Source organism: Grimontia indica (assembly GCF_000333895.2).
GTDB lineage: Bacteria > Pseudomonadota > Gammaproteobacteria > Enterobacterales > Vibrionaceae > Enterovibrio > Enterovibrio indicus.
The window spans coordinates 26,909-40,846 of sequence record NZ_ANFM02000060.1; the positions used below are offsets into that span (position 1 = coordinate 26,909).

Sequence of the window (13,938 nt, forward strand, 5' to 3'; positions counted from 1 at the left end):
CACCGGAGAATGTCAGTGAAACCGAGTAAGACAAATGCATTGGTCAGCCGTATCCTGACATTCTCTTGTGTCGATGGACCGGGCAACCGCCTGGTCATCTTTTTGCAGGGCTGCAATTTCGACTGCATTACCTGCCACAACCCGCATACCATCAATCACTGCACTGATTGCGGCGATTGTGTCGCGCCCTGCCCGGCTGAAGCCCTGTCATTCAGTGCTGAAGGCAAAGTAGTTTGGGATGCGGCAAAGTGTACCCACTGCGATCTTTGCATCGACGTGTGCCCTCATAAATCCAATCCAAAAATTGTCAGCTACAGTTTGGACGACATGCTGACCTTGGTTCGCCAACACCACTTTTTCCTGAACGGCATTACCGTGTCAGGGGGGGAAGCCACGCTGCAACTGCCGTTCATTATTGAGCTGTTCAAAGCCGTAAAAGCCGATCCTGCTTTGTCACACCTGACATGCTTTATCGACAGCAACGGGTCATTGTCGCGTGCAGGTTGGGAGCGTGTTGCCCCTTACCTTGATGGCGCAATGATTGATTTAAAATCGTGGCAATCAGAGACGCACCGCTGGCTTATTGGCCGCGATAAACACCGCGTCATTGATACTATCGACCTGTTGGCTGAAATGGGAAAACTGCACGAAGTGCGTTTGCTTCATATTCCGGGGAAAAGTGACTTGGATACGGAAGTGGATGCTGTCGGCGTGTACCTCAACAAACTGCCGGAGTCGGTTCAAATTCGCCTCAATGCCTTTCAGCATCATGGCGTGATGGGTCAGGCATTAGAGTGGGAAAAATGCAGTGAAGCGGAAATGGATCGCTTCCACGATTTGCTCTTCGCCCGCATTCAGCGTCCGATGCTGAAACAGACCATTTATACCTAACTCACCATCATGTTTTCGCAGGCTTTTAACTCTCGGCAATAAGCTGGCTGTGCAGCCAACGACATGCAGGGTTATTTAAGCTCACGGTATTCCACACTAAGCTGTACGCGACTTGCCCATAATCGAAAGGTAAAGGTTTCGCCACCAGCCCTTTTGCCTGCAAGGCAGTTTCCGCCCAACGTTTAGAGCAGGTAAACAAATAGTTTGAGTGGTGACAGGTGGATGCTGCCGACCCAAAGTCCGCCACGCGCATGGCTATCTGGCGCGCACCATGGTGCTGGGTCAGAGTTTGTTCGAAATACGGCTCTGACAAATCTTTATCTATCACGTTGATATGGCGACAACTCAGGTAGCCATCAATGTCTAACTCTGTACCTGCCAACGGATGGTTTGGGTTCATCAAACACACCATCTCATCCTCCAAAATCGTCTGCCAGACAAGGCTCTTGCTGAGCGTCGGTGGCTGACTGACGTCGTGAGGAAGTACGAGAAAATCCAGTTTCCCACTGAGCAGCGCTTCGAAACTGAATTGCTCCTTAGTGGAAATACTGAGCTGCGCATTAGTGCCTAGCTTTTGCGAAATATCACATAGCGTGGGCGCGAAAAGCTCAAACGTACTTTCCCGCATGGCGAGTGACAGACTGCCGCCAAACCTCTCCGGTGCGAATTCACCCTGCTCAAAAATACCGCTGATGTTGGAAAGCACGTTATGGATAGCAGGACCAATGCTGAGCGCGTATTGCGTCGGCATCAGTTGGTTGCCACGACGGAAAAATAGTTCATCATTCAGATCGGATTTGAGCTGCCCCAATGCCTTACTGACACTTGATGGCGTCACGCAAAGAATCTCTGCCGTTTGTGTCACGCTGTGCGTCATTAAAAGCACATGCATCACAGTGAGGTTTTTCAGGCTGATGCGGGAGAGCGTGGTGTAATCCATGGTGGTCTTTTTCAATCGTAAAGGTTGGCGAGAGATTACCTTCAAAGAGATTGGCAGAAAAGAAAAAGGCACGCTTTCGCGTGCCTTTCAATATTCATTCGGTGCGCGGGTTAAGCGCGTGGCAGGTAGTCTGCTTTACCGACCCACTTGTAGGTGGTCAGCTCTTCTAAGCCCATAGGACCACGTGCGTGCAGTTTCTGAGTCGATACCGCAACCTCTGCCCCCAGACCGAACTGTGCGCCGTCTGTGAAGCGCGTTGATGCGTTCACGTATACCGCCGCAGAACCTGCACCGTTGATGAAGGCTTCTGCTGCTGCCAGATCGTTGGTCAAAATGGCATCTGAGTGGCTCGCATTGTGATCACGCATGTGTTTAAGCGCTGCATGCACATCGGCGACCACAGCCACGCCCAGTGTGTAGCTCAGCCATTCGGTGTCAAAATCACCTTCTGCCACTTCTTGCAGATCTGCAACACCGCCCAACAATGGCAGCGACGCTTTATCGGCAACAATTTTCAGCTTGTTGTCATTGAACAGTGGCGTCAGTTTTTGCAGCACGTCAGCAGCAACCGCTTCGTGTACCAGTAAGGTATCCAGCGCATTACACGCAGAAGGACGTTGAACCTTGGAATTAATGATCACATCCAGCGAGCGCTCGAGATCAGCAGTTTTGTCTACGAACAAGTGACTAATGCCGAAGCCGCCAATAATCACAGGAATCGTGCTGTTTTCCTTACACATCTTGTGAAGTCCCGCGCCGCCGCGAGGGATGATCATATCAACATACTCGTCCAAGCGAAGCAGCTCACCCACAAGCTCGCGATCTGGCTTTTCAATGTACTGCACAGATGCGGCTGGCAAATCGGCTTTTTCCAGCGCCGTCTGAATCACTTTCACCAGCTCAACGTTTGAGTGGAAGGTTTCACGACCACCACGCAGAATGCTCGCATTACCGGTTTTCAGACACAAAGAAGCGATATCAATGGTCACGTTCGGGCGCGCTTCATAGATCACGCCAATCACGCCAATGGGTTCGCGGCGACGGCTCAATGTCATGCCGTTTTCCAGCACTTTGCAGTCAATCTCGCTGCCGACGGGATCAGACAGCGAAATCACGTTGCGAACGTCAGCAGCAATGCCTGCTAAACGCGCTTCGTTCAGCAAAAGACGATCCAGCATCGCGTCGGGCAAACCCGCTTCGCGTCCCGCATCAATGTCTTTTGCATTGGCAGCAAGGATAGTTGCTGCGTTCGCTTCCAATTCGTCAGCAATGACTGCCAGCGCTTTGTTCTTTTGCGCTGTCGGTGCCGTTGCCAGTGCGTAAGCAGCGTCTTTTGCTGCACGTCCCATTTGTTGAAGACTCATTTCAGCCTCTATTGCTCTTCCTGAATAACCGCGGCTTCTGCCACAGTCTGATTAATCGATAACGACCAAGTCGTCGCAGTGCACTGCGACCGCGCCGTGAGCGTATCCCAGAATATCTTGAATGTCCTGGCTATGTCGACCCGCGATCGCGCTGAGATCTTTGCTTGAGTAGCGACAAATACCGCGCGCCAGCTGTTTACCATTCTGGTTACAGATGCGTGCTACTGAGCCGCGGTCAAAATGACCTTCCACGCCAGTAATGCCTTTTGATAACAGGCTGCTGTGACGCTCAACCACTGCTTTCGCTGCACCGTCGTCAATAATGATGTTCCCCGCTGGAGGAGGCCCAGCGAGAATCCAACGTTTGCGGCTTTCTAAAGGTGATTCCAACGGAAGGAAGCGCGTACCCGCTTCTTTGCCATCCACCAAATGTTGAATCACTTCCGGACGACTGCCTGCTGCGATCGTCACTTCAATGCCTGCACGGCGGGCAACGTCTGCTGCCTGCAGTTTGGTTGCCATACCACCCGTACCTAACCCACTGACACTGCCACCCGCCAGCTTGTGTAGGGTCTCGTCGATGGTATGTACTTCGCGAATAAGCTCTGCATCAGGATTGCTGCGTGGATCAGCAGTGAATAGACCCGGTTGGTCAGTCAGCAACAAAAGCTTGTCTGCTTCGGCCAATATCGCAACCAGCGCTGACAGGTTATCATTGTCACCGACTTTGATTTCTGCCGTCGCAACTGCATCGTTTTCATTCACCACTGGTACAATGTTATTTGCCAGCAGTGCTTGCAACATGTCGCGTGCATTGAGGTAACGCTCTCGGTCATCTAAATCAGCACGGGTCAGAAGCATTTGACCAATGTTAATGCCATAAATGGCAAACATGCTTTCCCATTCCTGGATTAGGCGGCTTTGACCTACCGCAGCCAGCATTTGCTTGTTAGCAATGGTCGGCGCAAGTTCGGGATAGTTGAGGTGTTCACGACCCGCAGCAATCGCACCAGAGGTGACAACAATGACTTTGTGTCCCTGACGGATAAGCATGGCGCATTGACGCACCAATTCAACAAGGTGTGCGCGGTCGATTTTCTTGGAGCCGCCGGTCAGTACGCTGGTACCGAGTTTGACGACGATGGTCTGGCGATCAGAAGTATCGCCAGCACCAGAATAGAGAGATGAAACGTTTTCTTGGCCTGACATGACATTGACAACATAAAAGCGATTAAGCCCTTCTTTTATCAATCCCAGACCAAGATAACAAGTGATTAAAGCAACTCAATCACATAATTCATCAAAAGAAGAGGTTTAAGCGGCAGAGCCCAGCTTAGGCTGCTTCAGCGAAGGCTTGGCAGTGATTTCCAATCCCAGTTCACCTTCGACAAAATCAGTTATTTTTGAATAAAAAGCATCTAGCGAGGCTTTCACTTCGGTAGAGGATTTATTTGGCACATTCTCCTCTTTCCATTCGCCTACAGTGTCAAACTTGCCAAAAGTATAGGCATACTCAAAACCACCCTCTTTGGGTGAAATTTCCATCCACCAGCCCCAAAACTCCCGGCTTTCAGGAGATTTTTTGGCATTGACACAGGCGGAAAGACAATCGAAGAAGTAACCTTCTTCTGAGCATTTATTCTGGCGCAGATAGGGACCCAGTTGTGCGAAACGCGTCAGCAGGCGTCCATGTGAAAGTGTTTTGGTTTCATCGGTCATAGCAAGCTCCCATAATACGAGAAAAAGTCCGTTTCAACACGACTGCATATAGGTAAAAAGAGGGGCTAATTAGCGCAAAGCCCCTGTTTTAATTATGTGTATTTTTACCAGCAGTTCATGTCTGTATAACACGCTACGATCAATATATCGTCCCATCGAGCAATGCTTTGAGCATTTAATGAACGCCCCACGCCGTTAAGAAGATCTAGATCACAAGGTATCCTTAAACCATTTCACAGCCTCAGTCATTATTCTGTGATATCCGTCATGCAGTGGCTTATTGGGGAGCGTCTTGGCTTTACCACCGTAGCTGTAAAGCGCGGCCAGTTGATTGTCTGTATCTGGGCAGACAGGATCTCCCTCAAGACTCATTGCCAGTACCGGCACCTTGGTTTTCCGCCCGGTCAGTAACCCCTGATTTTTCAGAGACAACGCCTGAAGTTGGGTGAGAAAAGAGGCTGAAGCCTGTGATTTCCCCATACGCGATGCAATGGTATCCAAATACATAGGAGGGATAGCATTGAGACGCTGCATGTCACTCAACATTGAATGCAGAACACCACCAATGGAGACACACGACTTAATGCGGTTTTGCTCGACAAATGCCATACGAACTGCAGCGTTACCGCCAAAACGTACACCCATACAGCCAACACGATGATGATCAACCCAAGGTACTGAGGCGAGCTCACTCAGCATCGCCTGATGCAGTTTGCTGGTATCTTCGGTTAAAGACCAATGGCTGCTACGACCCACTGACGGCATGTCCAATGTCAGCATGGCGATATTCGCCGGAGCAAAGTATGTTTCGAACAGGCGCCATAAGTCGGTCTGCAATGCATCCAAACCACCGCTGATGATCACAGTAGGCAAAGGTTCATTGGTGTGGGGAAGGTATAAGAAGCCTTCGAGGGGTTTACCGTCAACTTTAGTGACAATGTTTTTGATTTTGTATGGGGACTTTTCAATGGCTGAATGGAAAGCTTTGTTCGCTAAAACTTCAGCCTGCAAAGACAGATGATCGCCTTTTAGGTGCGGATAGGCAGCAATACTGAAATGGGTGCAAGCGCGTAGCCAATGCTCAGCTGCTTCCACTTTTTTTCCCTGCTCTTCACAGTCCTGCGCCAGTTTTTGGTGCTTCATGCCCCCCTGTGTCCATTCATAAGACCAGTTGCCAGGACGATAGCCAACAACGGTATCCAGAAGGGTCTCATTGCTTCGATTGTTATCAGAACCCGCAATACGCGCCAGAGTGGCTTCCATATCAATCGGATCAACACCTTGCCAAATCCACTGCGGACGACGGAGTGTACGGTACCAGCTGTTATCGCTGTCACCATCCAATGCATTGTGTACACCATTTGGCGACTGATTGACCGACCCAACAATGGTCGATGTTTCTCTGGCGTGCTTATGCTGTTTGAAGAGTTTTACTGAAAGGTTTTCGGATTCGGTTTCGCTCACGGAACCTCTCCTTGATTAAATAACTGAACTGACACCATTGTATACCCAAAAATGCTCAAAACCATGACCTCACCTGAATGATAGACGCCTAAATTTGGTCATAAAAAAAGCCCCATAGAGGGGCTTTTCAAGTTCTTTAGCAATTAGCGCTTTGAGATTGGCTCAACGAAAGTTACGCCCATGTCCCAAGGTTGCTCAATCCAGCAATCCTGAGGGATGTCTACGACATAGTCATCTACCAGGTGTTTACCCGCTGGCTTCGCACAAACAGTCACGAATTTCGCTTTCGGGTACATTTCACGAATGACTTCTGCAGTACCGCCAGTATCAACCAGATCGTCCACTACCAGGAAGCCTTCGCCGTCGCCGTCTGCTTTCTTAAGAACACGCATATCACGCTGGTGATCGTGGTCGTAGCTAGAAATGCAAACTGTATCCACATGGCGAATACCCAGCTCACGCGCCAAAATCGCTGAAGGAACCAGACCACCACGGCTTACCGCGATAATGCCTTTCCATTGATCTGCAGGTAGCAGTTTTTCAGCCAGTTGACGGGTGTACATTTGCATGTTGTCCCAGGTGATAACAAACTTGTTGCTCATTTAGAAAACCTCAGGCGTTAGACGCCAATTTAACTCAGTCAAACGATTGCGGCGTATTGTGTCTTACATAACGAATTTCAGCAAGAACAGGGCAGCAAGAACCCAAATACTGATAGGCACATCACGTCCTTTACCGCTGAATGCTTTGATAGCACAGTAAGAGATAAAGCCCAGACCGATACCGTGAGCAATTGAATAGGTCAACGGCATCAGCAAACACACAACCACAACAGGTGCCGCTTCAGTCAGGTCGCGCCAGTTAATGCTTACCAGACCCGACATCATAAGAATAGCAACGTAGAACAGCGCACCTGCTGTCGCATACGCAGGAACCATTCCAGCCAGTGGCGAGAAGAACAGTGCCAGCAGGAACATGATACCTACGGTCACGGCTGTTAGACCGGTACGGCCCCCCGCAGCAACACCTGACACACTTTCAATGTAAGACGTGGTATTCGATGTACCCAGCACCGCACCCACAGTGGTTGCCGTACTGTCAGCCAACAGCGCACGGTTCAGACGCGGCAGTTTGCCATCTTTATCCAAAAGCTCAGCTTTTTGCGCCACACCTACCAAGGTGCCCGCTGTGTCAAACAGGTCAACAAACAGGAACGCGAACACGATAGAAATCAGACCCACTTCCATCGCACCGGCAAAATCTAGCTGCATGAAGGTTGGCGCAATGCTTGGTGGCGCAGACATGATGCCGCCATATTGGATTTCACCAAACAGTACGCCCAGCGCAGTCACGATAAGAATCGCAATCATTACTGCACCTTTGATACCGCGGTTAACCAGGCCAATGGTCAGGAAGAAACCCAGAGCCGCCATCGCAGGACCAAAAGAAGAAAGGTCACCCATTGAAACCAAAGTGGCTGGATGATCGACAACAATGCCAGAGTTTTGCAGTGCAATCAGCGCGAGGAACATGCCGATACCGGCAGAGATACCGGTACGCAGCGATAACGGAATAGAATGGATAATCCACTCACGCACCTTAAACAGACTCAGCGCGATAAAACACACGCCAGACAGAAATACCGCAGCCAGTGCGACCTGCCATGAGTAGCCCATTTGGAAAACAACGGTATAAGTGAAGAAGGCGTTCAGACCCATACCTGGTGCCTGAGCAACAGGATAGTTTGCTACCAAACCCATAATGAAACAGCCAATCGCCGCCGCCAAACAGGTTGCAACGAAGACTGCACCTCGATCCATGCCTGTTTCAGACAGAATCGCAGGGTTTACAAAAATGATGTAAGCCATTGTCAGGAATGTTGTCAGTCCCGCAATAACCTCGGTTTTAATATCTGTACCTTGCTCTTTCAGTTTAAAAAGACGCTCAAGCATGGCTTTCGGTTCCTTGGAAAGTATGAATTTAGCAAAAGTTGACGCAAACGTTTTCCACAAACGTTTGCGTGAAAATTTGACGCGAATATTACCCGCCACATCACAAAATTTCCAGCGGGAATAACTGTTTAAAAATCTTGATTGCTGACGAATTAAACGACATTTCGCGTTAGTGACTACTCGCCACTCTGCGCTCATCATGTTAGAAGGAAATACAGCTTAAGAAATGTACTGAGTTGAAATCTGAGAGATATATAAAGAAGTGACTCAACAGAATGAGAGGTGGTCAATATTTCACCAGACCACAGGTAAAAAAAACGCCACTTTAAAAGTGGCGCCAGATAAAAATGGCGTTTCCAAACTGCGGAAACAAAGTATCTGTTAGAGCGGGGTATTACAGTTGAGGACCTTAGCCCTCAGGGGGAACAAGTAAGCTTACTTGCGGTTGTATCCGAATGTCGCCGGATACCGAAAATTCGTGGTGTATACAGAACCGCGGTTCCAGTAGTGACACGCTGAACTACCTTTCATCAGCTTATTACCTCAAAAAAATTCGAAAAGAATGCAGCTTCGTTAAAAGCTCGGTTCCGTGGAGACGAATAAATTTCGGGCTTATCCATAAACAAATGAAAGCGCATGGCCATGTCCCGGGCAAACAGCCCAATCCAAGGGACGGTGAGATACTAGCCTATCTGTTATTTTATTACAACCATAAAAGCGATCGGGATCACATTTTATATCAATCACCTGCCAATTATGTAATTTAATTACACACAATTTCAGGTGTTATTGAGAAAAATGTTAAGACAACCAGCTATTTAGTCTTAATCGCTTGAATCGCCTCCAACTTGCTGAAAAAGTAGACATCATAACTATAAATGAGACACCAACAATAAGGACTCGCTCCCACAGGGCCGCAAACAGCGGTACAGGGAGGCGACAGGCTGAAACGGGCTCGCCCACTTCAGCCGCAACATAGGAATGTACTTTGATGCTTGTTGACGCTATTCGTAATATCAAAATCCGCCACCGCGTTTTCATTCTGGTCGCAATCACCCTCAGCGCCATGGTTGTTCCCATCTACCTGTTTGCCAGTCATAACTATCAAACGCTGATGGAATATAAAAAAGACGAAACCAAGGTTCTGGTTGATAGCGGACACTCGCTGATTGAACACCACTACAACCGATTTAAAAATGGGGATATTTCTGAGCAAGAAGCGAAACAATCCGCGTTAGATGCGATTGCTGCTTTACGCTATGACCAAAGTAACTACTTCTGGATCAACGACAGTAAACCTGCCATGGTCCTCCATCCCATCAAGCCCCAGCTGAACGGTCAGGATCTCTCCCAATTTGAAGATAAAGCTGGTAACCGCCTGTTTGTGGAAATGGCAGCGACAGCAAAACGCTCTGGTGCAGGTTTCGTCGATTATTTTTGGAGTAAACCAGGCTCAGAGATACCAGTACAAAAAACGTCTTACGTAAAACTTTTCGAACCTTGGGGCTGGATTCTGGGAACGGGCATTTATGTCGACGATGTAAAGACCACTTTTATTGGAGAGCTTAAGTTCCTAGTCACCTGTGTGGCCGTCATTCTCGGAATCGTTCTGCTTATCAGCGCTGCTATCGGACAATCCATCGTCGCGCCAAGTGCCCAAACAGCCAAAGCGCTAAAGGACATCTCCAGCGGTGAAGGCGATCTTTCGCATAGATTATCTTCTTCTGGTCGCGATGAGCTCAGTCAGATAGCCCGATTCTTTAACCGCTTTATCGACCAAATTCGCGGCATAGTTGGAGAGATCAACCCAGTCTCTGACACACTGGCAAAATCCGCCGACGAAATGGCGCGCCTTTCAGAGAACTCTGAAAGATTGGCGAATCAGCAAAGTGCAGAGATCGACAGTATTTCGGCTGCTGTTAATGAGCTGCTAGCCAGCAATCAAGAGATTGCATCCTCTGCTTCACACGCAGCTGAGGAAGCACAGCTGGCGGCGGAAGAATGTCAACAAGGCCAGAAGGTTGTGAACAATATGCATCATCAGATGCAGGGAATGGTTGATAGCCTCCAAAGTGCTGCCAACGAAGCAAATATGTTGGCCGATGATTCCAAAAATGTCGGCCAGGTATTGGACGTGATTCGTGCCATCGCTGAACAAACCAATCTACTCGCATTGAATGCGGCGATTGAAGCAGCACGAGCTGGCGATCAGGGACGGGGATTTGCAGTGGTTGCCGATGAGGTAAGAACGCTGGCTATTCGCACTCAACAAAGTACGGATGAAATTGAAACCATCATTACATCACTCCAATCCCGAGCCTCTTCGCTCAATACAGAATTAGGTAAAACGCAGACGCTGTCCGAAGCCACGACCGAGCATAACCAGTTAACCTTGCATGCATTAACTGCGATAGACACTAAAGTTGGGGACATCACAGGGGTAACACAGTCGATAGCTTCTGCATGCAGCCAAACAGCTGCTGCTACAGAGGAGATCAACGTTAATTTACACAACCTCGTTAGCAAAGGACGGGAAACCGTTGAGCAAAGCCGTGACCTGACCGAACAGAGTCTTGCTCTGTCAGCCGTCGGTGTTCAGCTAAAAAGTGCCATCGGTCAGTTCAAGATGTAAGCTCTCACTCGCCATTCAGAGATATGCTTTTAACAAAGCATACTTTTACGTTACAAATTCTGTTAGTTTGACGGCATGCCCCAGTGGCGTGCCGTTTTTGTATATGGAAATGGTATGTTGTATGGGCCAGAATCATTGTTATTAGAAGCCGTTTTGGCTTTGTGAAATGCCTTTTTATTTCTAGTTTTCTGGAGAAAGCCTGTGTCAGAAATCAGCCAACTATCGCCACAACCAGTGTGGCAGTTTTTCGATAAGATCTGTTCTATCCCTCACCCATCCAAGCATGAAGAGCAACTGGCACAGTACATTGTTGACTGGGCGACCAGTGAAGGCCTTTCTGTTACCCGTGATGACATCGGCAACGTGATCATCAGAAAGCCAGCCACAGCGGGTATGGAAAACCGCAAAGGTGTGGTGCTGCAAGCACATATCGATATGGTGCCGCAGAAAAACGAAAACACGGACCATGATTTCACGACAGATCCTATCCGTCCTTACATTGACGGGGAATGGGTTACCGCCGATGGCACCACTCTGGGTGCAGACAACGGTATGGGTATGGCGACATGTCTTGCCGTCCTTGCGTCTAAAGACATTGAGCACGGCCCACTGGAAGTTCTGCTGACCATTGATGAAGAAGCGGGCATGACTGGCGCGTTTGGTCTGAAGGCCGGTTGGTTGGAAGGTGAGATCCTCCTGAATACCGACTCTGAGCAGGAAGGCGAAATCTACATGGGTTGTGCAGGTGGCGTGGACGCCTCCATAGCATTCTCTTTGGAGCGCGAGACTCTAGGCGGCGGCTACGTCGGTAAAACGCTTCAGATTAAAGGCCTAAAAGGTGGTCACTCCGGTGTTGATATTCACACCGGCCGTGCAAATGCCAACAAGCTGTTGGGCCGTTTTCTTGCTGGTCACGCGAACGAATTGGGTCTTCGCCTGCTTTCGGTCCGCGGCGGTACACTTCGCAATGCCATCCCACGCGAAGCTTTTGCAGATGTTGCTGTCCCAGCAGCCAACGAAGAAAAACTGGCGAACCTCTTCAGTCATTTTGAATCTCTGCTGAAGGAAGAACTGGGCGCTGTAGAGACCTCCATCGCACTATCGGTTCTGGATGCCGAGCTCTCCGAGCAAGCTCTGAAGCCTTCGGTACAAAGCCGTATTATCGCCACCATCAATGCCTGTCCAAACGGCGTGATTCGCATGAGCGACGACATTCCCGGTGTGGTTGAAACCTCGCTTAACCTTGGCGTGATTACGACTGAAGACGACAAGATGACCCTACTCTGCCTGATCCGTTCACTGGCAGACAGTGGTCGCAGCTATGTAGAAAGCATGTTGAAATCCACCGGTGAGCTGGCTGGAGCTAAAGTGACCTTCTCTGGCGCGTACCCGGGTTGGAAGCCGGACCCAGAATCAGAAATCATGCATGTTTTCAGAAAAACCTATGAAGACATCTATGGTCGTGCTCCTGACATCATGGTGATTCACGCCGGTCTTGAGTGTGGCCTATTCAAGGAGCCGTATCCAAACATGGATATGATCTCCTTCGGCCCGACTATCAAGTTCCCACATTCACCAGATGAAAAAGTGGAAATTGCTACCGTGGGGCTTTTCTGGGAGCAAATGCTGGCAATGCTAAAGGCTATTCCCGAAAAAGCATAACCCAAAGAGAAAGAGCGCCAATTGGCGCTCTTTTGCTATTTTTTCCCTGCCATTACCACTCAAAGCTGAGTTGCGAAGGCTGGTTCTTATCGTCAGATTTCAAACCAACAGATAAGCCAATCAGTCGCACCCCCCTTCCCTGCTGACGCGCTAATGCTTCGCGTAATAACTCAGGGAACATCGCATTGTCATAACGCCACTGGCGATGCTCCACGGTGGTTTGCTGGAAGTCTGAAAATTTGAGTTTCACACCCTGACGAACAATTTCCATATTGGGTGAGACACGCTTAAGCCTTGTTTCCATCTCTTCGAACAGTGAGGCCATAACATCGAGGCATTCTGCTTCGGTTTGAATGTCCTCTGGCAAGGTTCGCTCAACGCCTACTGACTTTCTGACACGCTCTGTTTCCACACTACGTTCATCAATGCCATGGCAACGCTTCCATAAAGACAGACCAAACTTTCCAAACCGTTTAAGCAAAGCATTCTTATCAAATTGCTGCACGTCTTCGCCTTTGTATAGCCCCATCTCATGAAGCTTTGCCAAGGTAACCTTTCCGACACCGGGAATTTTCTCTAGTGCTAGCGTTTTTACGAAGTCATCGACCTCACCGGGTGTGACGACATACATACCATCGGGTTTATTAAGATCAGACGCCACCTTAGCCACGAATTTTACTGGTGCAATCCCCGCCGATGCAGTCAAGCCAAGTTCTTCTCGAATAGCACGACGGACATCCTCAGCAATCATGGTCGCAGAACCTCGAAAAAGTGAGCATTCACTAACATCCAGGTATGCTTCATCTAACGAGAGCGGTTCTATTTTGTCGGTATAGCGCTCGAAGATAGAACGGATTTGACGGGAAACGCTTTTGTATTTGTTCATGTCCCCACGAATCACAGTAAGATTCGGACAAAGTTTCAAGGCATGGCCCGTCGCCATGGCAGAACGAACACCATATTTACGGGCAATATAATTACAGGTCGAGATCACCCCTCGGCGCTTTTCAGAACCACCAATAGCAAGAGGGATGTCGCGCAGTGCCGGGTTATCCCGCATCTCTACTGCCGCGTAAAAACAATCCATGTCGACGTGGATTATCTTTCTCATAAACTCATTCGCTCAAATCAGACACTGTTTATATACACAGTATACAACCATTCTGTCAATCTACATTTCCTTGAGATAGTTAGGGGCTGTTGACCTTTGGTGGTTAAATTTTGTTCTCGCTATAAGCGTTTTAGGCGCGACGAGGTGTGTGCCGCCTAGCATTCTAAGCAAATACACCTCAACAAAGCATAAAACGCTTAGAG

General features: G+C 49.0%; 11 protein-coding genes. 3 read left to right on the top strand and 8 right to left on the bottom strand.

Annotated elements, in window-relative coordinates; genetic code table 11:
- Positions 1 to 9 precede the first annotated feature (9 nt).
- Positions 10 to 891 carry a YjjW family glycine radical enzyme activase gene (locus D515_RS23485; protein WP_002542323.1) on the top strand — a complete coding sequence of 294 codons (882 nt, stop codon included), beginning with the start codon at positions 10 to 12 and terminating at the stop codon, positions 889 to 891.
- Positions 892 to 916: 25 nt separating this feature from the next.
- Here the strand turns inward: D515_RS23485 and D515_RS23490 are convergent, their stop codons facing one another.
- From D515_RS23490 to D515_RS23520, 7 genes are all read right to left on the bottom strand, one after another.
- Positions 917 to 1,831 (bottom strand): LysR family transcriptional regulator, encoded by a 915-nt coding sequence (locus D515_RS23490; RefSeq protein WP_039850614.1) that lies wholly within the window; start codon positions 1,829 to 1,831, stop codon positions 917 to 919.
- Positions 1,832 to 1,941: 110 nt separating this feature from the next.
- A complete protein-coding gene (locus D515_RS23495; protein ID WP_039850613.1) occupies positions 1,942 to 3,195 on the bottom strand; it encodes a glutamate-5-semialdehyde dehydrogenase in 1,254 nt (417 codons plus the stop codon).
- 51 nt (positions 3,196 to 3,246) lie between these two features.
- Entirely contained in the window at positions 3,247 to 4,404 is a 1,158-nt protein-coding gene (gene proB / locus D515_RS23500) for a glutamate 5-kinase (RefSeq protein ID WP_002542326.1), read from the bottom strand.
- Positions 4,405 to 4,509: 105 nt separating this feature from the next.
- A complete protein-coding gene (gene crl, locus D515_RS23505) occupies positions 4,510 to 4,914 on the bottom strand; it encodes a sigma factor-binding protein Crl (protein WP_002542328.1) in 405 nt (134 codons plus the stop codon).
- A 210-nt stretch (positions 4,915 to 5,124) separates the two neighbouring features.
- Positions 5,125 to 6,378, bottom strand: coding sequence for an esterase FrsA (gene frsA, locus D515_RS23510; RefSeq protein WP_002542329.1), 1,254 nt, complete (start codon positions 6,376 to 6,378; stop codon positions 5,125 to 5,127).
- Between the two features lie 143 nt (positions 6,379 to 6,521).
- Positions 6,522 to 6,980: a xanthine phosphoribosyltransferase gene (gpt, locus tag D515_RS23515; RefSeq protein WP_002542331.1), complete on the bottom strand. Its 459-nt coding sequence runs from the start codon at positions 6,978 to 6,980 to the stop codon at positions 6,522 to 6,524.
- A gap of 63 nt (positions 6,981 to 7,043) precedes the next feature.
- Complete coding sequence (locus D515_RS23520) at positions 7,044 to 8,330, bottom strand: NCS2 family permease (RefSeq protein ID WP_002542332.1); 1,287 nt, start codon at positions 8,328 to 8,330, stop codon at positions 7,044 to 7,046.
- A gap of 991 nt (positions 8,331 to 9,321) precedes the next feature.
- Between D515_RS23520 and D515_RS23525 the strand changes: the two genes are divergently transcribed.
- Complete coding sequence (locus D515_RS23525) at positions 9,322 to 10,962, top strand: methyl-accepting chemotaxis protein (RefSeq protein WP_002542333.1); 1,641 nt, start codon at positions 9,322 to 9,324, stop codon at positions 10,960 to 10,962.
- Positions 10,963 to 11,163: 201 nt separating this feature from the next.
- Positions 11,164 to 12,624, top strand: a complete 1,461-nt coding sequence (locus D515_RS23530; protein WP_002542334.1) for an aminoacyl-histidine dipeptidase — start codon at positions 11,164 to 11,166, stop codon at positions 12,622 to 12,624.
- Between the two features lie 52 nt (positions 12,625 to 12,676).
- Here D515_RS23530 and dinB read toward each other — a convergent pair whose 3' ends face one another.
- Complete coding sequence (dinB, locus tag D515_RS23535) at positions 12,677 to 13,735, bottom strand: DNA polymerase IV (RefSeq protein ID WP_002542336.1); 1,059 nt, start codon at positions 13,733 to 13,735, stop codon at positions 12,677 to 12,679.
- Positions 13,736 to 13,938: the final 203 nt, after the last annotated feature.